This is a genomic window from Streptomyces sp. NBC_00539, assembly GCF_036346105.1.
Lineage (GTDB): Bacteria > Actinomycetota > Actinomycetes > Streptomycetales > Streptomycetaceae > Streptomyces.
The window spans coordinates 224,484-248,299 of the sequence record NZ_CP107812.1; the positions used below are offsets into that span (position 1 = coordinate 224,484).

At 72.2% G+C, this 23,816-nt stretch carries 22 protein-coding genes; all 22 read right to left on the reverse strand.

Annotated features, from left to right (window positions below):
- Nucleotides 1-91: 91 nt before the first annotated feature.
- Complete coding sequence (locus OG861_RS33085) at nt 92-3,943, reverse strand: amino acid adenylation domain-containing protein (RefSeq protein WP_329203061.1); 3,852 nt, start codon at nt 3,941-3,943, stop codon at nt 92-94.
- Nucleotides 3,944-4,231: 288 nt separating this feature from the next.
- Nucleotides 4,232-5,173, reverse strand: coding sequence for a ribose-phosphate diphosphokinase (locus tag OG861_RS33090; RefSeq protein ID WP_329203380.1), 942 nt, complete (start codon nt 5,171-5,173; stop codon nt 4,232-4,234).
- 14 nt (nt 5,174-5,187) lie between these two features.
- Nucleotides 5,188-6,273, reverse strand: a complete 1,086-nt coding sequence (locus OG861_RS33095) for an alkene reductase (protein ID WP_329203059.1) — start codon at nt 6,271-6,273, stop codon at nt 5,188-5,190.
- 110 nt (nt 6,274-6,383) lie between these two features.
- Nucleotides 6,384-7,328 (reverse strand): pseudouridine-5'-phosphate glycosidase, encoded by a 945-nt coding sequence (locus OG861_RS33100; RefSeq protein ID WP_329203058.1) that lies wholly within the window; start codon nt 7,326-7,328, stop codon nt 6,384-6,386.
- A gap of 10 nt (nt 7,329-7,338) precedes the next feature.
- Complete coding sequence (locus OG861_RS33105) at nt 7,339-7,572, reverse strand: tautomerase family protein (protein ID WP_329203057.1); 234 nt, start codon at nt 7,570-7,572, stop codon at nt 7,339-7,341.
- Between the two features lie 139 nt (nt 7,573-7,711).
- Nucleotides 7,712-8,620, reverse strand: a complete 909-nt coding sequence (locus OG861_RS33110; protein WP_329203055.1) for an EamA family transporter — start codon at nt 8,618-8,620, stop codon at nt 7,712-7,714.
- A complete protein-coding gene (upp, locus tag OG861_RS33115; RefSeq protein WP_329203053.1) occupies nt 8,617-9,285 on the reverse strand; it encodes a uracil phosphoribosyltransferase in 669 nt (222 codons plus the stop codon). Before upp ends, OG861_RS33110 begins: the two co-directional genes overlap by 4 nt.
- 103 nt (nt 9,286-9,388) lie before the next feature.
- Nucleotides 9,389-10,075, reverse strand: a complete 687-nt coding sequence (locus OG861_RS33120) for a phosphoribosylanthranilate isomerase (RefSeq protein ID WP_329203378.1) — start codon at nt 10,073-10,075, stop codon at nt 9,389-9,391.
- Nucleotides 10,076-10,341: 266 nt separating this feature from the next.
- The gene (locus tag OG861_RS33125) at nt 10,342-10,560 is read right to left on the reverse strand and encodes a hypothetical protein (protein WP_329203051.1); all 219 of its coding nucleotides are present in this window, start codon (nt 10,558-10,560) and stop codon (nt 10,342-10,344) included.
- Nucleotides 10,557-11,069 (reverse strand): nuclear transport factor 2 family protein, encoded by a 513-nt coding sequence (locus OG861_RS33130; RefSeq protein ID WP_329203049.1) that lies wholly within the window; start codon nt 11,067-11,069, stop codon nt 10,557-10,559. The genes OG861_RS33125 and OG861_RS33130 overlap by 4 nt, the downstream gene beginning before the upstream one ends.
- Nucleotides 11,070-11,104: 35 nt before the next feature.
- Nucleotides 11,105-12,409: a lipopolysaccharide biosynthesis protein RfbH gene (gene rfbH / locus OG861_RS33135; protein ID WP_329203047.1), complete on the reverse strand. Its 1,305-nt coding sequence runs from the start codon at nt 12,407-12,409 to the stop codon at nt 11,105-11,107.
- A gap of 221 nt (nt 12,410-12,630) precedes the next feature.
- Nucleotides 12,631-12,867, reverse strand: coding sequence for an acyl-CoA carboxylase epsilon subunit (locus OG861_RS33140; protein ID WP_329203045.1), 237 nt, complete (start codon nt 12,865-12,867; stop codon nt 12,631-12,633).
- Between the two features lie 39 nt (nt 12,868-12,906).
- Nucleotides 12,907-13,860, reverse strand: coding sequence for an ACP S-malonyltransferase (locus OG861_RS33145; protein ID WP_329203043.1), 954 nt, complete (start codon nt 13,858-13,860; stop codon nt 12,907-12,909).
- A gap of 23 nt (nt 13,861-13,883) precedes the next feature.
- Complete coding sequence (locus OG861_RS33150; protein WP_329203041.1) at nt 13,884-14,711, reverse strand: 4'-phosphopantetheinyl transferase family protein; 828 nt, start codon at nt 14,709-14,711, stop codon at nt 13,884-13,886.
- The gene (locus OG861_RS33155) at nt 14,708-15,085 is read right to left on the reverse strand and encodes an acyl carrier protein (RefSeq protein WP_329203039.1); all 378 of its coding nucleotides are present in this window, start codon (nt 15,083-15,085) and stop codon (nt 14,708-14,710) included. Before OG861_RS33155 ends, OG861_RS33150 begins: the two co-directional genes overlap by 4 nt.
- Complete coding sequence (locus OG861_RS33160) at nt 15,082-16,524, reverse strand: MFS transporter (RefSeq protein WP_330261999.1); 1,443 nt, start codon at nt 16,522-16,524, stop codon at nt 15,082-15,084. Before OG861_RS33160 ends, OG861_RS33155 begins: the two co-directional genes overlap by 4 nt.
- Before the next feature lie 136 nt (nt 16,525-16,660).
- Nucleotides 16,661-19,045 carry an SDR family oxidoreductase gene (locus OG861_RS33165; RefSeq protein ID WP_329203035.1) on the reverse strand — a complete coding sequence of 795 codons (2,385 nt, stop codon included), beginning with the start codon at nt 19,043-19,045 and terminating at the stop codon, nt 16,661-16,663.
- Between the two features lie 2 nt (nt 19,046-19,047).
- Nucleotides 19,048-19,995 carry an aromatase/cyclase gene (locus OG861_RS33170; RefSeq protein WP_329203033.1) on the reverse strand — a complete coding sequence of 316 codons (948 nt, stop codon included), beginning with the start codon at nt 19,993-19,995 and terminating at the stop codon, nt 19,048-19,050.
- A gap of 44 nt (nt 19,996-20,039) precedes the next feature.
- Entirely contained in the window at nt 20,040-20,828 is a 789-nt protein-coding gene (gene fabG / locus OG861_RS33175; RefSeq protein WP_329203032.1) for a 3-oxoacyl-ACP reductase FabG, read from the reverse strand.
- A 101-nt stretch (nt 20,829-20,929) separates the two neighbouring features.
- Nucleotides 20,930-21,205, reverse strand: coding sequence for an acyl carrier protein (locus tag OG861_RS33180; protein ID WP_329203030.1), 276 nt, complete (start codon nt 21,203-21,205; stop codon nt 20,930-20,932).
- A gap of 125 nt (nt 21,206-21,330) precedes the next feature.
- Nucleotides 21,331-22,548, reverse strand: a complete 1,218-nt coding sequence (locus OG861_RS33185; protein ID WP_329203028.1) for a ketosynthase chain-length factor — start codon at nt 22,546-22,548, stop codon at nt 21,331-21,333.
- Nucleotides 22,545-23,813 (reverse strand): beta-ketoacyl-[acyl-carrier-protein] synthase family protein, encoded by a 1,269-nt coding sequence (locus OG861_RS33190; RefSeq protein WP_329203026.1) that lies wholly within the window; start codon nt 23,811-23,813, stop codon nt 22,545-22,547. Before OG861_RS33190 ends, OG861_RS33185 begins: the two co-directional genes overlap by 4 nt.
- Nucleotides 23,814-23,816: the final 3 nt, after the last annotated feature.

Consider the following 23,816-nt stretch of genomic DNA (forward strand, 5'->3'; position numbering starts at 1 on the left):
CAAGACGGCGGCGGCCGGACGGCCGTCGACGGACGGGGCCGCCCCGCCGGATCGCTCCGGCGGGGCGGCCGTCACCGCGTGGTCCGCGCCGTCACTCCTCGCCGAGCAGGTAGCGGATGTGCTTGACCAGCTCGCCGATGTCCTCGCGCAGCAGGCTGTAGTGGTCGGCGTCGAGGTCGATCACCGTCGGCGGCTCGGCCGAGTAACCGCTGCTGTTCTCCAGGAACGAGTAGTCGTCGCCCACGGCCTTGAAGATGCTGATCGGCGCCTGGAGGGTGCGCTCGGCCAGCTCGTGGAAGGAGTACTCGAACTCGTAGGTCTGGCCCACGACCGAGATGATCCGCCGGGCGAGTTCGACGTCGATGCCCTTGAGCTCGCTGATGAACTCGGCGAAGGACGCCTCGTCCGTCACGGTCTCCAGGCACTTGTCCAGGTCCGGACCGGAGATGGTGCCGGTGAAGACGGAGAAGAGGATGGTGGTGTAGCCGCGGTTGGCGAAGGACGCCTCGCGGCCCCACACCTTGCCGTTCTCGGCGCGCACCTTCGGGGAGCCCGGCGCGATCAGGAACAGGTTGTCCACCTTCTCGCCGGCCTGCTCCAGCTGGTAGGCGGTCTCGAAGGCCACGCGGGCGCCGAAGGAGTAGCCCCACAGGGTGTAGGGGCCGGTCGGCTGGAGCTCCTTGATGGCCTCGATGTCCGCCTTGGCCATCTCGACGATGGTCTCGTACGGGCTCTCGCCCTCGTTGATGCCGTGCGACTGGACACCGTAGAAGGAGCGGCCGAGGCCGATCTCGCCGGCCAGGGAGCGCAGGTTCATCGGGTAGCCGCCGAGGCCCGGCCAGCAGATCACGGGCTTGGCCTTGCCGGTCTCCGCGTGCAGGCGCACCAGGCGCGAGGACTCCTGGGCGACCTCCCGCTCCAGGCGCCGGGCGAGCTTCTCGACGGTCGGGGACTCCAGGACGCTCTGCAGCGGCAGGGAGACGCCGAGCCGGGAGTTGAGCTCGCGGATGAGACCGACGGCGATCAGCGAGTTGCCGCCGGACTCGAAGAAGTCGTCCTGGACGGAGACGCTCTCGCGCCGCAGGGACTTCGCCCAGATCGCGCTGATCTCCTTCTCGGTCTCCGTGCGCGGGGCGACGAAGGGGCGTTCGACGAGTTCGGCGTTGACCTGCTCGGAGGCGGCCAGTGCCTTGACGTCGACCTTGCCGTTGGCGGACAGCGGCATCCGCTCGAACACCACGACCCGGTTCGGGATCATGTAGTCGGGCAGGAAGCTGACGAGGTCGTCGCGGATGAGCTCGGCCGGACCGCGCATGTGGACGCTGTCCTCGCGCATGCCCTCGTGGCCGACCTGCTCGTCGCTGATGCGGCCGCCGACGAAGAAGTACATCGGGCCGCCCTCGACGCCGTTCGCGGCGAGGACGGAGTCCATGCGGCGCGAGGCGGGCAGCGGGTTGCCGGTCTTGGAGCTGTAGCCGGAGGACATGAAGCCCAGGTTCAGCCCGTTCATCATCAGGTGCTGGAGCTTCTTGCCCAGCTCGATGTAGTGCATCCACGCCTGGGGGGCGCGGCTGTAGACGCTGATGCCGAAGCTGGCGGCCTGGTACACCGACTGGTTGATCGCGATGACGTGCTTCTTGAGGACGATGTCGTCCGAGAAGCGGGTCAGCTCGCCGTCCTCGTAGCGGTACAGGGCCTCGGGCAGGCCGGCGATCTTGCTGCCGTGCGTCTGGACGTAGACCTCGGCGTGGTCCTCGCGCGGGCCCGCGTGCGGGACGAGCTCGAAGGTGCCCAGGTAGTAGTCCTCGTCGGCGACGTCGAGCAGTTCCCGCACGGCCGGCTCGTAGGCGCGGTCGTGGATGTCGAGGCCGTAGGACGGCAGGATCTGCTCGAAGAGGCCGACCATGTGGCCGGTCTCGATCTCCAGCACTTCGAGGATGTTGTTCTTGTAGACCGGCTCGATACCGCTCTTCTTGCCGATGAAGTGGATCTGCGCGGTGGGCTTGCCGGTGGCCTCGCGCTCGCTGATCAGCACGAGCTGGTGGCGGACCGGCTGGTAGTAGTAGTAACCCGGCCGCAGCCCGCCGACGCCCTCCAGCTCGAAGTACATCTGCGTCGCGTACAGGGCGCCCGGGGAGGCGTACCCGTACTTCGGCAGGAGCCGCTCCTCGCTGACGAACTGGCCGAACCAGCGCAGGATCTGCCCCAGTTCGGCGGGGGCCAGGTCGGCCGCCTTGCGCGAGTAGCCCGCGGTGACCTTGGCGCCGAGCAGGTCGAGCAGGTCGGCCCGGGTGACCTCGCCGCCCTCGTAGAAGCGGTAGGTCTTGCGGGCGAAGACGCGGGCGCGCTGCTCGGGGGTGGCTTCGGCGCCCGGCAGGTCGTAGGCGGTGCGGGCGGCGAGCTCGGCGTCGTCGCGCAGGCCCGGGTTGGACAGCTGCGCCTTGACCTGGAGCTTGCTCTTCTTCGAGGCGTGGTGGGAGCCGTGGTTGCCCTGGTCCATCAGGGCGGCTTCCTTCTCGCTCAGCTCGACGCAGGCGATCAGGTTCTGGAAGCCGGTACGGCTGTCGTTCTTGACGATGACGGCCGCGTTGCGGACCCACTCGTGGTTCTCGATCGCGAGGGAGATCTCGTCGAGTTCGACGCGGTAGCCGCGCAGCTTGACCTGGTTGTCGGCGCGGCCGGCGAACTGCACGGTGCCGTCCGGGTTCCACTGGCCCAGGTCGCCCGTCTTGTAGAGGCGGGTGGGGGTGTCGCCGTCGCCGAGGGGGATCTCCAGGAAGCGGTCGGCGGTCAGGTCGGGGCGGTGCAGGTAGCCGCGGGCCAGCTGGACGCCGCCGATGTAGAGCTCACCGATCTCGCCGACGCCGACGGGCCGCAGGTCCTTGTCGAGGATGTGGTACTCGGTGCGGTGGACCGGGCTGCCGATCGAGATCGACTGGGGGCCCTCGTCCAGGGCCTCGGGGTCGACGGTGTACGAGGAGGAGTTGATGGTGCACTCCGTCGGCCCGTACAGGTTGATCAGGGAGCGGCCCGGCATCTCGCGGGTGACCTGGATCGCGAGGTTGCGCGAGAGCGCCTCGCCGCCGCTGAATATCTGCTCCAGGGAGGAGCAGGCGTCGAACTTCTCGGTGTCGATGAGCGCCTGGAGCAGCGTCGGGACGCACTGCAGGGTGGTGACGCCGTGCTTGTGGATGGTCTCGATGAGGCCCTCGGGGTCGGCGTAGACGCCGGGGGCGCCCATGACGACGGTGGCGCCGTTGGCCGGGGAGAGGATCTCCCACTGGGCGGCGTCGAAGCTCATCGGGGTCTTCTGCAGGACGACCTTGCTGCGGTCGATGCCGTGCGTCTCGCGCAGCCAGCCGAGCTGGTTGACGACGCTGCGGTGCTCGATCATCACGCCCTTGGGCTTGCCGGTGCTGCCCGAGGTGTAGATGACGTAGGCGAGGCTGTCGGGGCGGGCGCCTTCGGCGGCGGGCGCCGGCGCGCCCGCACCGGGCAGGACGAAGGCGTCGGAGTCGCGCAGGGTGACGACGGTGACGTCCTTGGGCGCGAGTTCGCGCAGCCGGGACACCAGGCGCTGCTGGGCCAGGATGATCTTCGCCTGGCTGTTCTCGATCATGTAGCGGAGCCGGTCCTCGGGGTACTCCGGGGACAGCGGCAGGTAGGCGCCGCCGGCGGACAGGATGCCCCAGGCGCCGATCATCAGGTCGAGCGACGGCTCGACGAAGAGGCCGACGCAGTCGTCCGCCGAGACGCCGAGATGTCTGAGGTACTCGGCCAGGGCCGAGCTTCTGGCCGCCAGTTCGCGATACGTGAGGCTCTGGTCACGGTAGACGACGGCGGTCGCCTCCGGGTGCTCCGCGACCCGCTCGGCGAGCAGGTCCGGCAACGCCTTGGTTCCCAGAAGGGTGGGATCGAGCACGCTGGTCTCCTGAAAGGTCATTTCTCGCTTCCTTACTTCCTTCGTGGAACAGCGGGCGTGCTCGACGCCCGCGCGACCGGGCCGCGCTCCTTGCGGCAGACCGGTCTGCAGCGGCTCACCGCGGTGCGGACGGCACCCGCGGGCCGGGGAACACCGCGGGGGTGAGCCGGAAGAGCCGGGCGGCGGCCCGGAGTGAAGAAACCGACGGACAGGGGACCAGGACCGCTCCCCCGGTAGGGCTGCCGGGACGGCGCGCCGCGCGCACCGCCCCGGGGTACGGGCGGGCCCCCTCGGCCCGCCCGTCCCGGCCTACCGGTCCTGGAGCAACCGGGTCACCGATCCGTTCTCGAACACCTCACGGGCGGCACCCGCGATGAGCGGGGCGATCGACAGGACGGTGACCTTGTCCAGTCCGAGCGCCCCGGGCACCGGCAGGGTGTCCGTGAAGACGAACTCGCTGACCCGCGAGTTCTTGAGGCGGTCCGCGGCGGGGCCGGACAGCACCCCGTGCGTGGCCGCCACGATGACGTCCCGCGCGCCCTGTGCGAAGAGGGCGTCGGCGGCGGCGCAGATCGTGCCGCCGGTGTCGATCATGTCGTCGACGAGGACGCAGTCCCGGCCCTCGACGTCACCGACCACCTCGTGGGCGGTGACCTGGTGGGCCACGTCCTTGTCGCGCCGCTTGTGGACGATGGCCAGCGGCGCGCCCAGCCGGTCGCACCACCCGTCCGCGACCCGGACGCGGCCGGCGTCGGGCGAGACGACCGTCAGGTTGTCGCGGTCGGCCTTGGCGCCGATGTGGTCCGCGAGGACCGGCATCGCGAACAGGTGGTCCACCGGCCCGTCGAAGAAGCCCTGGATCTGGTCGGCGTGCAGGTCCACCGTCAGGATCCGGTCCGCTCCGGCCGTCTTGAGCAGGTCCGCAACCAGACGGGCCGAGATGGGCTCGCGGCCGCTGTGCTTGCGGTCCTGGCGGGCGTATCCGTAGAACGGCAGGATCACCGTGATGCTGCGGGCCGAGGCCCGCTTCAACGCGTCGATCATGATGAGCTGTTCCATGATCGCCTTGTTGATCGGTGCGGTGTGGCTCTGGATGACGAAGCAGTCCGCGCCGCGCACGGAGGCGTGGTAGCGGATGTAGATCTCGCCGTTGGCGAAGTCGATCGCCTTCGTCGGGACCAGCGTCGTACCCAGTTCGGCTGCCACGGCCTGCGCCAGCTCGGGGTGTGCGCGCCCCGAGAAGAGCAGCATCTGGCCCGGGCTGCTCACGCGGAACCGGCCTCGGCCAGCGTCGGGTAGTCGGTGTAGCCCCGGTGGTCGCCACCGTAGAAGGTGGTGGTGTCCAGTGCGTTGAACGGGCCGCCGGCGCGGACGCGCTCCGGCAGGTCCGGGTTGGCGAGGAACGCCGCGCCGAACGCGACGGCGCAGGCGACGCCGGCCTCCAGTGCCTCGGTGGCGATCTCGGCCGTGACCGGGACGCCCAGGTTCTCCGGGTGCGGGCACAGGATGATGGTGCCGGTCCACTGGGCGCGCAGCGCCTCGGTCTGGCCGCGGTTGCCGCCCTCCAGGACGTGCAGGAACGCCACCGGCGGCAGGGCCGCGACGAGCGCCTCGTACAGGGCGGCGGTGTCGCCCTCGACGATGTCGTTGTACGGGTTGGCGGGCGAGATGCGCACGCCGACGCGGTCCGCGCCGATGCGCTCGGACACCGCCTCGATCACCTCGACGGCGAAGCGGATGCGGTTCTCGATGGAGCCGCCGTACCGGTCGGTGCGCCGGTTGGTGTTCTCCGCGAGGAACTGGTGGAGCAGGAAGCCGTTGCCCGCGTGGACCTCGACGCCGTCGAAGCCGGCCTCGATGGCGTTCTGCGCGGCGTCCGCGAACTCCTTGACGGTGTCAGCGATCTCCTCGACCGTCAGCTCGTGCGGCTCCTGGTACTCCAGCGGGCCCTCGGGGCCGAAGCACTGGCCGGCCGCGGTGACGGCCGACGGCGCGACGGACTGGTGGGCGCTCGGGTACAGGGAGGGGTGGCCGATGCGGCCGCAGTGCATGAGCTGGGCGGCGATCAGCCCGCCGGCGCGGTGCACGGCGGAGGTGACCTGCTTCCAGGATTCGGTCTGCTCCTGGGAGTACAGGCCGGGGCTGTTCATGAACCCCTGGCCGACGACGTTGGGCTGGATGCCCTCGGTGATGATGAGGCCGGCGCCCGCCCGCTGGGCGTAGTAGGTGGCCATCAGCTCGGTGGCGAGGCCGTCGGGGGTGGCGCGGTTGCGGCTCATGGGCGCCATGACCAGGCGGTTGCCCAGGGACAGCTTGCCCAGGGTGACCGGCTCGAACAGCTTCTCGGACATCGTGTGTCTCCTCATTGAGGTCATGTCGTGGTGCGGACGTACGGCGGCGTGGCGCGGTGGCCGGGACGGAGCCCGGGCCGGACGGGGGCCGGCGGCCCGCGCGTTCGGGGCTAGCGGCCCGCGCGTTCGGCGAGGTGCGCGGCGTGGGCCACGGCCAGGCGGCCCGCGGCCTCGGCGCAGGAGGCGAGGACGGCCATGTTGGCGCGCGCCGAACGCCCGTCGGTGGCCGCGTCCACGGCCCGCATCAGGTACTTGGTGATGCCCTGGCCGGAGACCCCGTCGGCGGTGGCCCGGGCGACGGCGGCGCGGATGGCCGTGTCGACCTCGGTGGAGTCGATGGCGTCCTCTTCCCTGACCGGGGTGGTGATCAGGAAGGAACTGTTGTTGCCCAGCGCCCAGTGCGCCTCGATGGCGCGGGCGATGACCTGCTCGTCGTCCAGGCGGTGGGGCGCCCGGTGACCGCTGGTGCGGCAGTAGAAGGCGGGGAAGTCGTCCGAGCGGTAGGCGACGACCGGGACGCACTGCGTCTCCAGGTACTCCAGCGTCAGCCCGAGGTCGAGGATCATCTTCGCTCCGGCGCAGACGACCGCGACCTTGGAGCGGGTGAACTGGATGAGGTCGGAGGAGACGTCCCAGGTCTCCTGCGCGCCGCGGTGCACGCCGCCGATGCCCGCGGAGGAGAAGAAGGGGATGCCCGCGAGCTCGGCCGCCACGACGGAGGACGCCACGGTGGTGGCGCCGAGGCCGCCCTTGGCCAGCACCAGGGGCATGTCCCGGCTGGAGACCTTGGGGATGTCCGGCAGGGAGGCGAAGCGCTCGATGTCCGAGTCCGACATGCCGACGCGGATCTCGCCCGCCTCGATGCAGATCGTCGCGGGTACGGCACCGCCGGCCCGTACGGCGTCCTCCACCTTGCGGGCGGTGGCCGCGTTGTCGGGGTAAGGCAGGCCGTGCGTGATGACGTTGCTCTCCAGGGCGACGACGGCCGCGCCGTCGTGGAGGGCCTCACGGACTTCCTCGGTGTAGACGACGGGGATGCCGCTGCTTGCGCTCATCGAAGGTCTCTCACTTCTCGTTCCAGTAGCCGGGCGGTTTGACCAGCAGGTCCCGGCGGGCCGCTATCTCGGTGAGGACGTGGGCGTCCCAGTCCTCGGGTTCGACCGGCTCCAGCGAGATCGAGACGGTCTCTTCGCCGGTGGCGAAGGTCCGCATCACCGCGGAGGTGACCGCGTCGTCGATCGCCCGGAGCTGTTCGGCCGTGAAGTCTCTCGGGTAGTGCCGGACGTGGATGTGGGGCACGGGACTCGGTTCCTCTCCTGATCGGTGGCGGACGGGTGGCACACCGAGGACGGGGGAGACCTCGGTGTGCCACCACCTCTCCCGGCCCCCACCAGGGGGGTTTCGGCGGGGCCGGGAGTTCGGGAGGAGCTCCGGCGCGTCAGGCGTCGACGGGCTCCCGCGCACTGGCCCTGGCCGCCTGCCTCCTGGCCCGGCCCGGACGCGGCTGGGCCAGGATCACGGCGGCGACCACGGTGAGGGCACCGACGAGCTGGAGCGGCGACAGGGCCTGGCCGAGGACGAAGTAGCCGAGCAGGGTGGCCGCGAGCGGCGAGGCGAAGCTCAGGAACGACACGGCGAGCGCGGGCAGCCGTTCCATGCCGCGGAACCAGATCGCGTAGGCGAACAGGGCGCCGATGATGCCGAGGTAGGCGAAGCCGGCGAGGTTCTTGCCGGTGATCGTGTCGGGCAGGCCCTCGCCGATCAGTGCGACCGGCAGGAGCACGAGTCCGCCGACGGTCAGCTGCCAGCCCGTGAAGGTCAGCAGGCCCACCCCTTCGGGGCGGCCCCAGCGCTTGGTCAGCACGATGCCGGAGGCCATGCTGAGCGCGCCCAGCAGACCGGCGATGACCCCGGTGGCGTTCAGGCCGGCGTTCGGCTGGAGGACCAGCAGGGCCACACCGGCGGCGCCGAGCGCACAGGCGACCAGGTGGATCTGCTTGATCTTCTCCTTGAGCAGCAGGGCCCCCAGCAGGAGCACGATCATCGGCTGGATGGACATCACCAGCGCCGCGACCCCGCCCGGCAGGTGGTACGCCGCGACGAACAGCAGGTAGAAGAAGGCGCCGATGTTCAAGACGCCCAGGACCAGCGCACGCCACCACCAGATGCCGCGGGGCAGCGTCCGGCCGATGAGTACGAGGATCAGGCCGGCGGGCAGGGCCCGCAGCAGGGACGCCAGCAGCGGGCGGCCCTCCGGGAGCAGCTCGGTGGTGACCAGGTACGTCGAACCCCAGATGGCGGGTGCGAGCGCGGTCAGCGCCGAGTCGGACAGCGCGCGGCTCTTCATCGGACCACGGCCGAGTCGGTCGTGCCGAAGAAGCGGTCGCCGAAGTCACCGATGCCGGGGATCATGAACGCGTTCTCGTTCAGCCGCTCTTCGACCGACGAGGTGACGATCTTGACGGCGGGGTGCTTGGCGTGGACCGCCTCGATGCCCTCGGGCGCGGCGAGGAAGTTGACGAACACGATGTTCTCCTCGCGCACGCCCGCGTCGAGCAGCAGGCCGATGGCGGCGTTGGCGCTGCCGCCGGTGGCGAGCATCGGCTCCAGCAGCAGTACCTGCCGGTGCGCGATGTCGTCCGGGAGGTTCTGGTAGAGGTACTGCGGGAGCTTGGTGGTCTTGTCGCGCTGGATGAGTATCTTGCCGACGCGGATGTTGGGAACCAGGGCGCGCAGCTCGTCCACCATCGAGTCCCCGGCCCGGATCACGGGCACGGCGCACAGGTCCGGCGTGAACTTCAACCCCTCGAAGGTCTCGCCGACCGGCGTGGTCACCTTCTGCTTGTCGAACGGCAGCAGATCCAGCGCCGATTCGAGCAGGAGGCGGATGATGCGCCGGGAGTAGAAGACGAAGTCCGCGCGCGAGGCGTCACGGTCTCGGATGATGGTGTGCATCGCCCGCAGCTGGTTGGTCTGCGGAAGCGGGTGGACGTTGTGGTGGCCGGTCGCCATGAGAACCTGCTATCTCGTCGGTCGGTGGAGACGGGCTGCGGCCGGGCCCGGTGGGGGTGCCCCGGGGCGGCCGCAACCACGGGGTCGGGCGGTGCCGTCGGCGTCAGGCGCTCTCGGCCGCGATCTCGGCGAACGCCTTGCGCGACTCGGCCACGAACTTGGCGACCTTGGCGCGGTCCTTGCGGCCGTCGGCGCCTTCGAGGCCCGTGTGGGCGTCGACGGCGGCCGGCTTGACGAAGCGGATCGCGTCGGCGACGTTCTCCGCGTTCAGGCCGCCGGCCATCATCAGGGGCTTGGGGGAGCGGCGCACGAGCTCGGCGCTGACGTTCCAGTCGTGGGTGAGGCCGGTGGCGCCCTTGGCACCGGTGGCCGGGTTGAAGGTGTCGGTGATGAACATGTCCACCGAGTCGGCGACGTCGTCGACGAGCTGGAGCAGCTCCTCGGCGTTGTCCTCCTTCACGACCAGGCTCTTGAGCACGTACAGGTCGGGACGGTTGGCCTTGAGCTTGCGCAGCTGTTCCGGCTCCACGTCACCGTGCAGCTGGACGGCCTTGACGCCGAGCTGAGTGGTGAAGGCGCTGATCTCGTCGGCGTCCGTCATGTAGCTGATGAGGACGCCCTCCTGGGGGGCCTTCAGGCTGCCGATGATCTCCGTCGCCGCCACCTCGGAGATGTCGTCCTTGCCCGACGGGAGGCGGAGCGGGAACCCGAACCAGTCGACGCCCTCCTCGGCCAGCAGAGCGGCCTCTTCGGCGTCGATGATCCCGGCGACCTGCACCAGATCCTTCACGTCACTCATGTGTATTCCTCTTCAGGGTGAAACCGAATGAACAGAACACTTGCGGGCAGTACTACGGAGGGACGTGCCCCGGTATGACGGTTTTCGGTACACGTCGCGGGATGCTCTCCAAAAGCCTCGTTGGTACCGATCCGTGGGTCAACGGGGTCTATGTCAGATCCGTGTCAACCTTCCTCACGTCCGTGTCAGAGACGGTCAGGGACCGGGTAACTCACCCCATCCGCAAGGGCGTTGGGGGAAGCTGGGCGCGAGAACGGTCAGCGGCCGCGGCGGGCGGCGCGCCCCCGGACGAGGGCGATCCCCCAGGCGGCCCGGCGGCGCAGCAGCGTGGACAGGGGCGGCCCGGGGTGGCACGGCGCGGGGTACACCAGCTCGGGGAACCAGAGCGCGGCGCGCTGGCGCGCGTGGTCGCGTACGGGTTCCCGTACCGGTTCACGGCGTGCGGGGACGAGGTAGCCGGTGATCCCGGTGCTCACCACTGCACCCCGGTCAGCTCGGGCAGGCGGTCCCCGGCGTCCCACACGACGTGGAAGGAGACGTGGCTCAGCCGCCAGCCGGCCGCCGTGCGCACGGCGCGGGCCCGGCAGTACCCGCCCACCTCGAAGGGTGCCGAGGGCTGCTCGCCGGGCCGCCCGTCGCCGGCTCCGTGGAGGTGCCGGGTGAGCTGCTGGACCCGCAGCGTGGCCCGGTCGCCGTCGAGGCGGATGTCGTGGTTGGCGCTGATGTGGTGGGTGCGCGACCAGCGCGCCCCCGCATCCCGGCGCAGCACGGCGAAGCCCTCGACGCCGGTGCACGTGCCGACGGGGAAGGCGAAGACGGCGTCCTCGGTGAAGAGCTCGTCGAACGCCACCGCCCCGGGGTCGGTGTGGTCCCCGGTGTCGAGGGCGCCGACGTAGCGGTCGAAGAGGTCCCGCAGCTCGGCTCGGTCGCGCAGGACCCGTACTTGCGCGGACAGATCCGCGATCTCGTCGTGGATCGATGGCATGGCCGCTCCTGTTCGGGAATCGTCGGTCGATTCGGTCATGTCCGGGACTGCACGAACTCCTTGACGGACGCGACGACGTAGTCGAGCATCTCGTCGGTCAGCGCCGGGTAGACCCCGACCCAGAAGGTCTGGTCGGTGACGATGTCGCTGTTCGTGAGGTCGCCGACCACGCGGTGCGGTTCGCCGATGTAGGCCGGGTGCCGGGTCAGGTTCCCGGCGAACAGGCGCCGCGTGCCGATCTTGCGGTCCTCCAGGAAGTCCACGAGGGCCGCCCGCGTGTAGGGCGCCGCGGGGTCCACGGTGAGGGCGAAGCCGAACCAGCTCGGGTCGCTGCGCGGGGTGGCCTCGGGCAGGATCAGGTGGGGCACGCCGTCGAGGCCCTCGCGCAGCCGGCGCCAGTTGCGGCGGCGGGCCTCGCAGAAGTCGTCCAGCTTGTCGAGCTGGGTGAGACCGAGTGCCGCCTGGATGTCGGTGGCCTTCAAGTTGTAGCCGACGTGCGAGAAGATGTACTTGTGGTCGTAGCCCTCGGGGAGGGTGCCCATCTGGTACTTGAAGCGCTTGAGGCACTTGTTGGTCTCGCCCGGCTCGCACCAGCAGTCCCGGCCCCAGTCGCGCAGCGATTCCACGATCCGCGCGAGCGCCAGGTTCGAGGTCAGCACGCAGCCGCCCTCGCCCATGGTCAGGTGGTGGGCCGGGTAGAAGCTGACCGTCGTCATGTCGCCGAACGTCCCGGTGAGCTGCCCGTCGTACGTGGAGCCCACCGCGTCGCAGTTGTCCTCGATGAGGAACAGGTCGTGGTCGGCGGCGAGCCGGGCGATCTCCGCGACCTCGAACGGGTTGCCCAGGGCGTGCGCGATCATGATGGCGCGGGTCTTGGGGCCGATCGCCTGCGCGACCCGGTCCGCCGTCGTGTTGTAGGTGCCCAGCTCGATGTCGACGAAGACCGGGACGAGTCCGTTCTGGATGATCGGGTTGACGGTGGTGGGGAAGCCCGCGGCGACGGTGATGACCTCGTCGCCCCGCCTCAGGCGCCGGTCCTCGAGCAGGTGCGAGGTGAAGGCCGTCATGGCCAGCAGGTTGGCGGAGGAACCGGAGTTGGTCAGGTGTGCCTTGCGGTGCCCCAGCTTGCGGGCGAAGCGCGACTCGAACCGGCGCGAGCTGGGTCCGGCGGCGATCCGCATCTCCAGGGCCGCCTCGACCAGCGCCGTGCGGTCGCGCTCGTCCAGTACCGCGCCGGCGGGCCAGATTTCGGTGGTGCCGGGGACGAAGGGCCGGTCGGCCTGGGTGTCCTGATGGAACTTCACGGTCTCGTCCAGTACGAGGCCCTTGTGGATGTTCATGACGTGATCCCTTCCCGGCGCTCACCTGTCGCCGGTCGTACGAAGCCTCGGTCGGTCTAGGCCGTCTCTTTCGGATCTTGCCGGTCAAGCCCGCGTCGTCCGGCGCCGTGCCTCGCAAGGCGGAGGGGCGCCGGTGTACTGGACGTACTCCGGCGCCCCGACAACGCGGCGAGGTGCGGTGCCGGGCGGCGCGGGTCAGGCAAGATCCGGAAGAGACGGCCCTAGGCCGGCCGCGGGGCGGCGGGGTCTTCCCGCCAGGTGTGGGCGCGGCCGGCGGTGCGGTCGCGCCGGAGCCGGTGCCGGTTCGCGGGGGCGGGCCCGGCGCCCGCCGTGCCGCCGTACTGGCCCTCGTGGGCCGCGGCCCGGGCGAGGACGACGGCGGTCAGGGCCGCGAGTTCGTCGGTGTCGGGCCGGCCCTCCACCTCGCGGACGAACCGGCCGGGATCGTGTCTTGTCACAGGGTGCTCCTCGTCTCGACGGCCCCGCGGGGCCGCTGGTCAGACCGCGGTGTCGCTCGGCGCGTCCGGCGCCGCGGCCACCGACGGGGCGGCGGTCCGCGTCGTGTGGACGCGGGCGTCCGGCAGGATGCGCCGGACCAGGCCGCCCAGCACCCGGCCCGGGCCCACCTCCACGAACCGGTCGGCGCCCGCGTCGGCGAGCGTCGCGACGGCTTCCGTCCACCGCACGGGCCGGGTCAGCTGGCCACGCAGCGCGACGACGGCCTCGGCGGCGGTCTCGATGCGCCCCCCGGTGACGCTGGAGGCCAGCGGCAGCCGCGGGTCACGGAAGTCGGTGGCGATCAGGGTCTCGGTGAACTCCGCCTCCACCTCGCGCAACAGGCTGGAGTGGAAGGGGCCGCCGGTCCGCAGCGGCCGCACCCGTGCCCCGGCCGCGCGGGCGGCCTCGGTGAGGTGGGACACCGCCCCGGCCTCCCCGGACACCACCGTCTGGCGGGGTTCGTTGTCCCCGGCCACCTCGACGACCTGGTCCGTCGCCGCACGGGACTCGGCGCACAGCCTCACCAGGTCCCGGCGGCTGAGGCCGATGACGGCCGCGGTGGCGCTGCCGACCCGGTCGCCGACGGTGGCGACGAGTTCGCTGCGCAGCCGGACCAGCCACAGCGCGTCGGTCCACTCCAGGACCCCGGCGGCGACCAGCGCCATGTACTCGCCGAGGCTGTGCCCGGCTACCGCGTGCGGCTCCAGGCCTTCGCCGCGCAGCACCTCCAGGGCCGCCAGGCTCGTCAGGAACACGGCCGGCTGCGCGACGACCGGGTCCTCCAGGTCCCGGTCGGATCCGTCCCGGCAGATCCTGGCCAGCGGGATCCCGAGGAGGTCGTCGGCGGCGCGGAAGTAGGTGTCGGCGAGCTGCGGACGCCGGGCGAGCAGCTCCCTGCCCATGCCGGCGCATTCGGAGCCCTGCCCGGGAAATACGAAGGCGGTACGGGTCATCCGGTCACGTCCTTAATCTGCGGTCAACTGGCGAGTGCCGTGCGGTCCGGCCAGGGGGCGGACGCACCGCACACGGAACCTCCGGCGGCCAGCCAGCTGTCGGGGACCCAGCGGACGTCGACCACCGCGGGGGCGGTCCCGGCCACCGCCACGGCGGCGGCGTGGGAGGTGTCGGCGGGGATGCCGACCATGGTCCAGTCGTCCGGGTGCCGGTCGTGGTCGGTGCCGAGGTAGTCCTCGGCGGGTGAGCGGCTCAACCCTGTCCCGAGTCCCTTGAGAAACGCTTCTTTTCGAGTCCAGATCTGGCCGAAGAGCTGTCGTCGGGCCTCGCCGGCGGCGGCCCGGGCGATCTCCAGCTGCTCGTCCGGGTGCAGCGCCTTCGAGCAGATGTCGACGGTCTCCACTCCGGGCAGCTTCTCCACGTCGACGCCGAGCGGCACCGTGCCGACGCCGACCAGGGCCACTCCCCCGCTGTGCGAGAGGGAGTAGTGCAGCGGTGGCGGGGGCGGGGACAGCGCGGGGCGGCCGTGCGGTTCGCCGCACCCCGGGCAGGGCTCGCGCATGAAGCGCACGTCCTGCGGCAGCGTCGCCGTGTAGCGGCCGAGCAGCCGGCGCACCGCGACGTGGGCGGCCGCGTAGAGCATTCCGTCGGAGCGCCTGATGAAGGCGTCCGTGCGCTTGCGCTCCTGCGCGTCCAGTTCCGCGACGGCCAGCGCTTCGGCGTCGGCCCCGGTGGGGCGGCGCACCAGCCACAGGTCGACCCGGTCCGGGGAGAGGGTGAAGTCGGCGTCGGGCAGGTCGAGGTGGTTGACGGTCGGGCGGGTGGCCGGCCGCAGGGTGGTCGTCGTCATGCCGGCACCGCTGCCCCGTGCAGGTGCGACTCCGGGCCGAACTGGCCGACGAGGCATTCGATGAGCTCCTGCGCGCTGTTCGCCGTCAGCAGCCGCTGGAGGTTGAGGTCGACGCCCAGCACCGCCTCCATCCGGTACTGCAGTTCGATTCCGGAGATCGAGCCGATGCCCAGGCAGCCCATCGGGCGGCCCGTGGTGTCGACGCGGTGCGGCTCGATGCCGAGGATGCGGCCGAGCTCCTCGCGTACGTACTGCTCCAGCATCCGGGTGCGCTCGTGCCTGCCGACGGTGTGCAGCAGGGTGACGTCGGGCGGGCTGATGTGGACCGGCCCGCTGTCCGTTTCATAGGTGTGCGACATGTGAAGTGTGGTCATGATGCTTTCCGTTCAGGGCGTACGGGTGTCCCCGTACGCCCGGGGGCGGGGAGGTGGGGAAGTCGGTTGCGGCCGGCCAGGGCGCTGAGTGCGACGCCCGCGCCGGTCAGGCCGACGGCCGTGACCAGGGCGAGCGCCGCGCCCCGGTCCGCCGGGTACAGCGCGGCCACGGGGACGGCCGTCAGGGCGGCGCCCAGCTGGACGCAGGTCTGGTAGAGCGCGCCGGCCGGCTGCCGGTGCCCGGGCGGGAGCCCGCCGGTCGCCTGGAGGTGCAGCGCGGTGAAGGCGAGGACGAAGGCGGCGCCGACGCAGCCCGTCGCGGGCAGCAGGTCGGCGAAGCCCGGGCCGACGGGGCCGGCCCGCGGGTAGAGCGCGTAGCCGAGCGGCGCCGCGACGGCGCCCGCCGCGACCGCCCGGGCGGGTCCGAGCCACAGCGCGATCCGGGCCGAGTACAGGGCGCTCACCGCGAGCGGGGCGCCGGCCGGCAGGAAGGCGAGCGCGGTCTGCCAGGGGGTCGCGCCGGCCCGGTGCAGGTCCAGCGCGGCCACCAGCAGGAAGGCCACGTAGGAGCCGTTGAGGGTGGCCGCCCCGATCGCGGAACGCACCAGCGGTGCGTGCCGCAGCAGCCCGGCGGCGACCAGTGGGCGCGGGGAGGCCCGTTCGGCCGCTACGAAAACGGTCCCGGCCAGCAGCGCCCCGGCGAAGGCGGCGCCCGCGCGGGCGGGTTCGCGCCCGGCGCCCACGGCGCAGGAGAGCCCGTACAGCAGCAGCGTCACCGCGGCGCCGAGGGCGAGGCCCGCCACCAGCGCGCGGCGGGTGGCGCCCGCCGCGGGCCGCGGGGCGGGTCCGTCGCGTGGGACGAGCCGCAGGCCCGCGGCGAGCAGCAGCAGTGCGACGGGGGCCGGGAAGGCCAGGGTCCAGCGCCAGCCGACGCCGGTGAGCAGGCCCGACAGCAGCAGGCCCGCGCAGAACCCGGCGGCGCCGAAGAAGGAGTAGAGGGAGACCGCCCGGCGGCGGGCGGGGCCCTCGGGGACGGCGGAGACGAGGATGGCGAGTCCGGTGGGAGCGGTGAGCGCGACGCAGCCGCCTTTGACGGCCCGGGTGGCGATGAGCACCGCCGCGCTGTCGGTGAGTGCGCCGGCCAGCGAGACCGCCGCGAAGAGGAGGAGGGCGGCGAGGTAGACCCGGCGCCGGCCCAGGCGTTCGACGAGCCGGTCGCCGAGGAGCACCAGCGCGCCGAACCCGGCGGCGAAGGCGCTGACGATCCACTGGAGCCCGGGCACCGCCAGCCCGAGGCCGTCGCCGATCCGCGGCAGCGCCACGACGGTCGCGGACACCTCCAGGGCGTCGATCAGCATGTTCGCGGAGAGTACGGAGACCAGGGCCCAGCGGGTCCCGCTCCGCCCGGCCCCGGCCGGGGAGGTGGTCGAGGAGTGCATGCTCCCGCTTCGACGTGGGGTGTGGGGAACGTGAAGGGCGGCCCGGCCGGGGAGGGTTCCCCGGCCGGGCCGCCCGTCGCCGGCGTGGCGTGGGTGTTTCACGCCGGCGGCCTCGGGGGGCGGTACGCGGCGGCGGTCAGCCGAGCAGCGTGCCGCCGGTGGCGTCGACGAACGAGCCGGTGATCCAGCGGGCTTCGTCGGTCGCGAGGAAAGCCACCACATCGGCGATGTCCTCCGGTTCTCCGACCCGGTTGAAGGCGGACAGCGCCGCCATCTGTTCGACGGCCTCGGGGATGTCGAAGACCGGGTTCCCGTTGCGGGTGATGCCGGGGGCCACGGAGTTGATGGTGATGTTCCGCGGGCCCAGGGACTTCGCGAAGTGCAGGGCGAGCTGTTCGAGTGCGCCCTTGCTCATCGCGTACGCGATCTCGTCCGGGTTCGCGAAGCGGGTGAGGCCGGAGGAGATGTTGATGATCCGTCCCCCGTCGGGCATGTTCCGCAGTGCCCGCCGGATCAGGAAGAACGGGGCCTTGGCGTTGACCGCGAAGATCCGGTCGAAGTGCTCGGGGGTGATCTCGGCGGCGCTGGTGCCGCCCATCACCCCCGCGTTGTTGACCAGGATGTGCAGGTCGGTGCTGCCCGTCCGGTCCAGCAGCCCCTCCTCCAGGTCGGCGAAGAGGCCCTCGACGTCGCCGTCGACGCCCAGTTCGGCGCGGATGGCGAAGGCCCGGCCGCCGTCCCGCTCGACGCAGGCGACGACCTCGTGGGCGGCGGCCTCGTCGGTGGCGTAGTGGACGGCGACGAGCGCGCCCTCCTCCGCGAGCCGCCCCGCCACGGCGCGGCCCATGCCCCGGCTGGATCCGGTGACCAGCGCGGTACGGCCGCTGAGCCGTTCCGTGCCGTTCCTCCTCTTGCCCGCCGTCGAGGTCGCGGCCGTCGTCGAGGTCGCGGCCTTCGTCCGCCGCTCCTGCGGCCGGTGCGCCGGAGCCGACGAGGGCTCGGGCAGGGCGGCCGGGCGTGTGGTACGGGGTGACGCGGGCCCGAACCACCGTTCCAGGGCGGCCGTGAGTCCCGCCTCCCCGGGGCCGTCGGACCAGACGACGTGGCCGTCCGGCCGGATCAGCAGGGTGCCGGCGGTGGCGTCCGCGCCGGCCGCGCCGGCCGGTCCTTCGGCGGGCAGCGCCGTCGCCAGGCGCACCCGGTCCGTCCAGGGCTTCGCCAGGGCGCGCAGTTCCTCCCGTCGGGCCTCGTCGCCCGCCGGGAGGAGCAGCAGCCCCTGCCCCGAGCGCAGCAGCGCGAAGGTGGTGGTCGTGCCGTCGCCGGTGACCGCTGCGCACCGGGGGGCGCGCAGGCCCAGCACCGGGCCGTCGCCGGGGCCCGCTTCGTAGCGCACGTCGAGGCCCGAGACGGCCGCGGCGAGGTGGGTGCGTACGTCCTCGTGCCCGGTGAGTTCCGCGAAGACCTCCCGGACGGCGTCGACCTCGGGGCCGCCGAGCAGCAGCAGCGCCTGGGTCCGGACGTTGCTCTGGACCGCCTGTCCGACGGCGTGCCGCTCCTCGTGGTAGCTGTCGAGCAGCTCCTCGCCGCCGTGTCCGTCCAGCAGCGCGGCCAGCTTCCAGCCCAGGTTGAAGGCGTCCTGGAGGCCGAGGTTGAGGGCCTGGCCGCCGATGGGCATCTGCTGGTGCGCGGCGTCCCCGGCGAGCAGGAGCCGGCCGCGGCGGTAGTGCGCGGCCTGGCGGGAGGCGTCGCCGAAGGAGTTGACCCACAGCGGGGTGCCGGAGCCGATGTCCTCGCCGGTGATGCGCTTCCAGGTGTCGGCGACGTCCTGGAAGGAGGGCGCTCCGGCGCGGGGTGCGCTCCCGAATTCGTGGACCATGACGCGGGTGACCCCGTCGGGGCGCCGGGCGGCGATGACCAGGCCCTGCTCCAGGCGTTCGAAGCGGCGGGCCGGTATGTCGATGCCCTCGACGTCGGCGCGCAGCAGTTCCCGGCCGGCGTCGGTGCCGGGGAACTCGAAGCCGCCGAGGCGCCGTACGGCGCTGTTCTCGCCGTCGCAGCCGACGGCGTACGCGCCCCGTACGGTCAGCCGGGTGCCGTCGTCGGTGCGGACGTCGGCGACGACCCCGTCCGCGGTGGCGGTCAGCCCGGTCAGTTCGTGGCCGCGCCAGATGTCGGCGCCGAGGTCGGCGGCCCACTGCCCGAGCACTTCTTCCAGGCGGGTCTGCGGGACCTTCCACTGGCCCGGGTAGGGCGTGGGGAGGCTGAGGTCGAGGGGGATCCCGCCGAAGTGGCCGACGGGGTCGTGCGGGACGTCGTCCAGCCGTTCCAGCAGGCCGCGGGTGTCGAGGATCTCCATGGTGCGGGCGTGCAGGGTGGAGGCCCGTGATGCGGTGGTCGGCGCGGTGAGCTTTTCGAGGACCACCACGTCCGCGCCCGCCAGCCGCAGTTCCCCGGCGAGCAGCAGCCCCACCGGTCCTGCGCCCACCACGATCACCTGGGTGTCGGTGTAGTCCCCAGCCATGATCAGTCCCTGTTCTTCTCGGCGTACGCCTTGGCGTGTCCCAGCGTGGCCAGGCTGTTGGTGCTCAGCGCGGTGCGCACGTACTGCCGGGCGTCTTCGACCGTCGCCCCCTCGCCGAGCACCGCGGCGATGTTCGCGGTGTTCAGGGTCACGGTGTGCTGCGAGGACGCGGCCACGCCCCCGTCGTTCTCGGCGAAGGTCCAGTACCCGGTGTGCAGGGTCATCAGCGCCGGGAGGGTGGTCTGCTTGTAGGCGATCCGGGTGTGCGGGAAGGTGACCCGGTAGGACTTGGTGGTGTGCAGCGACCCGTCCTTCGCCCGGGTGTCCATCTCCAGTTCCTGCAGTCCGGGGGTGTCCTCGGTCAGCCGTACGCTCGCCACGTGCGGCAGCCGCTCGGGCCACAGGGCGGCCTCGTTGACGAAGTCGTAGACGTCCTTGGCGGAGCCGGCGACCTGGACCGTGTCCTCGAAGGAGAACGTCAGGTCCTCGGTGGCGTGGGCCAGCTCCAGGTTGGTCTTGAGCGCGGCGAGTTCGGAGCGGGAGTTGCGGTCGACGGCCTCGTCGATCCAGGCGAGGTGCGCGGGGTCGTCGTCGACGGCCCGGTAGTCGTGCAGCAGCCTGACCCGCGACTCGCCGGCGGAGAGCTCCTCGATGACCCAGGCGCCGCCCATCGCGGCGACCGGCGGGGCCGGCAGTTCCTGGCGGAAGGTGATGCGCAGGGCCGCCGGGTCCAGGGTGCGGCGGGAGGTCCAGTTCTTGGCCTCGCCGTTGGCGGTGGCCCAGATGCGGATGTGCTCCTCGCCGGCGCCTTCGGCGATGTGGTCGACGTAGAGGGTCGGAGGGAAGATCCGGGGCCAGTTCCGGACCTCGGCGATCAACCGGTAGACGGCGGTGGCCGGGGCCGAGACCGTGATCTCGTGCTCGACTTCGCGCAGGCCGGGCTGCGACATGTTGACGGCTCCTTGAGGCTCGGGACGGTTGGGGCGGTTCGGGATCAGAAGTTGCCGAGGCCGCCGCAGACGTTGAGGGCCTGCGAGGTGATGGAGGCGGCGTTGTCGGAGGCCAGGTAGCCGACGAGGCCGGCCACCTCCTCGGGGGTGGAGTACCGGCCCAGGGGGATCTTGGCCTGGAACTTTTCGAGGATGGCGTCCTCGGTGGAGCCGTAGGCGGCGGCGTACCCCTGCCGCACCCGCTGTGCCATCGGCGTCTCCACGTACCCCGGGCAGACGGCGTTGACCGTGATGCCGGTGGGGGCGAGCTCGTTGCCGAGCGCCTTGGTGAAGCCGACCACGCCGTGCTTGGAGGCGGAGTAGGGGGCGCCGAGCACGACGCCCTGCTTGCCGGCGGTGGAGGCGATGTTGATGATGCGGCCGCGGTTCTTCTCGCGCAGGCCGCCGGTGGTCAGCGCCTCGCGGGTGACGCGGAAGACGCTGTTGAGGTTGGTGTCGATGACGTCGTGCCACAGTTCGTCGTCGATGTCGGCGGTGACTCCGCCGCCGGAGCGGCCCGCGTTGTTGACGACGACGTCGATGGGTCCGAAGCGGTCGACGGCGGCGCGGATCCAGGCGCGGACCTCGTCGGTGGAGCGGACGTCGACCACGGCCCCGCAGACGTCGAGGCCCTCGTCCTGGAGCAGCTTGACGGTCGCGGCGACGTTGTCGGCGCTGCGGGCACCGATGAACACCTGGTGGTCCTGGGTGGCCAGCAGCCGTGCGACGGCCAGGCCTATCCCGCTGGTGGCACCGGTGACGACGGCGACCTTCTTGCGGTCCTGATCCGACATGTGTCTGTTCTCCAAAATGAGCTGGGTGGATCGGGGTGGGGGCGGCGGCCGCCGCGGGACGGATGCGGTCGGCCGCCGTGCCTGCACTGGCCCTGCGCTTCCTACGCGTCCACGAGGGCGGCGGCCCGCAGGGTCTCGTTGACGGCCGCGATCAGCGCGCGGGGCGTGCTGTTGTCGCTGAAGACGTCGTCGTCCAGGGTGATCGCGAACTCGCGCTCGATCCGGCCGCCGGTCTCCAGCAGCGCCAGCGACTCGTAGCCCAGGGATTCGAAGTCGGTGTCGAGGATGTCGCCGTCGAGGTCGATCTCCTCGTCGGCGCCGGCGCCGTCCAGGAGGATGCGCTTGAGGTCGTCGAAGGTGAATTCGGTCTTGGACAAGGTGGGTCCCTTCGTGGGTGGACGGCGGTATCCGACGGATCCGCCGGGGTGGCCGGGTGGTGGCGTGGGGGAGCGGCCGCCGCCGTCGGGGGCGGTGACGGGGGCGGCCGCCGGCTCGGGGGCCGTCAGTCGACGGCGCGGACGATGACCGCGGAGTTGAAGCCGCCGCGGCCGCGGGCGAGGACCACGGCGGTGCGCACCGAGGCGGTCCTCGGGCGTACGGCGACCAGGTCGAGGTCGTAGGCGGGCGACAGCTCCACGTTGGTGGTGGGCGGGATCAGGCCCTCCCGCATGGAGAGCACCGCCGAGACGACGTCCACGGGCGCCGCGCCCGCGCCCAGCCGTCCGGTCGTCGTCTTGGGCGCGGTGACCGGCACGCCGCGCGGGCCGAACACACGGGTGATGGCCTCGGCTTCCTCGCGGTCGAGCCGCTTGGTGCCCGCGGCGTCGGCGAAGACCACGTCGACCTCGGCGGGGTGGCAGCCGGCGTCGCTGAGCGCGGTGTCGATGGCCCGGCGCAGGCCCGGCTCGCGTCCGCTGCCGGGCCGGGGGTCGAAGGTCGCCCCGTATCCGGCGAGTTCGCCGTAGACGGTGCGGGCGCCGCGGGCGCGGGCGCTGTCCTCGTCCTCCAGGACGAGCAGGGCGCCGCCCTCCCCCGGTACGTAGCCGGCCGCGTCCTCGTCGAAGGGCAGGTAGGCGCGCTCGGGTTCGGCGCCGGTCGACATCAGGCCGCCGGCGAGCTGGGCCGCCCAGCCCCAGGGGCAGACGGGGGCGTCGAAGCCGCCGGTGGCGGTCAGCCTGCCGCCGGCGCGGATCTGGCGCCGGGCGTGCGCGAGGGCGTCGAGGCCGCCGGCGTGGTCGCTGACGACCACTCCCGAGGGCCCGGACAGGCCGTGGCGGATGGAGATCTGCCCGCTGTTGGCGGCGTGGAACCAGGCGAAGGACTGGTAGGCGCTGACGTGCTTCGCGCCCTGGCCCCACAGCTTGCGCAGCTCGTTGCCGCCGAACTCGACGCCGCCGGACCCGGCCGCGGTGACCACGCCCATGCCGTACGGGTCGATGCCCCCCGGCGCCACTCCCGCGTCCGCGAAGGCGTGGTCGGCGGCGGCCAGGGCCAGCTGGGTGACCCGGTCGGTCTGCGGTACGAGCCGCCCGGGCAGGTGCTCCTTGGCGTCGAAGCCGTGGATCTCACCCGCCAGGCGGGAGGGGTAGGAGGAGGCGTCGAAGCGGGTGACGGGGCCGATCGCGTTCTTCCCGACCCGGGTCGCCGCCCAGAAGTCCTCCACGCCGAGTCCGCTCGGGGCGGCCACCCCGATGCCGGTGACCAGGGTCCTGGCACTCATGCGGTCCTCCTGTCGGGGCGGGTCAGCACCATCGCGCTGTGGAACCCGCCGAATCCGCTGCCCACGGTGAGGACGGCGTCGGTGCGGTGCTCCCGCGCGTGGAGCGGGACGTAGTCGAGGTCGCACTCGGGGTCGGGAGTGCGCAGGTTGGCGGTGGGCGGCACCACGTGGTGCCTCATCGCGAGGACGGAGGCGGCGATCTCCATCGATCCGACCGACCCGAGCGAGTGCCCGATCATCGACTTGATGGAGCTCATCGGGATCCGGCGGGCGTGCTCGCCGAGCGCCAGCTTGTACGCGGCCGTCTCGTGGAGGTCGTTCTGCCGGGTGCCCGAGCCGTGCGCGCTGACGTAGTCGATCTCGGCGGGGTGCAGGCGCGCGGCGTCCAGGGCGACCGTGACGGCCTCGGCCAGCTCGCGCCCGTCGGGGCGCAGCCCGGTCATGTGGAAGGCGCTGGAGCGGGCGGCGTGTCCGGCGATCTCCGCGTACACGTGCGCGCCGCGCCGGCGTGCGGCCGTCAGCTCCTCCAGGACGAACACGGCGGCGCCCTCGCCCAGTACGAAGCCCTTGCGGGAGACGTCGAAGGGGCGGGAGGCGGTGCCCGGCTGGTCGTTGTACGGGGTCGTCGCCTTGATGGCGTCGAAGCAGGCCAGGGTGATCGGGGTGATCGGCGCGTCCGTGGCGCCGGTGACCATCACGTCGGCGCTGCCGTCGCGGATCAGGTCCGCGGCGTACGCCACCGAGTCGATCCCCGAGGTGCAGCCGGTGGAGACGGTGGTGACGGGGCCCTCGGCGCCGACGGCCCAGGCCACCTCGGCGGCGAAGGAACTCGGCACGAAGTGGTCGTAGAGGTCGGGCGAGGCGTAGGTGTGGTCGACCGCCTCGAGCCGGCCGTCGTGGCTGACGGCGCGGTACTCGCGGTCGAGCGCGCCGGGGGCGCCGACGCCGGTGCCCAGGGCGACACCGGTGCGGTGGGGGTCGAGCCCGGTGAGGGCCAGCCCGCTGTCGGCGAACGCCTCGCGCGCCGCCACCACGGCGAACTGTGCGGCGCGGTCCATGCGGCAGATCTCCCGCGGGGTCAGCCCGTGCGCCCGCGGGTCGAAGTCGGCCTCGGCCGCCACCCGGGAGCGGAACGGCGAGGCGTCGAAGAGGGTGATCTCCCGCGTCGCGGTGCGCCCTTCGCTCAGCAGGCGCCAGAAGGCCCCGGTGCCCGTGCCTCCCGGCGCCAGCACTCCGACCCCCGTGATCACTACCCGGCGAGCCACCGG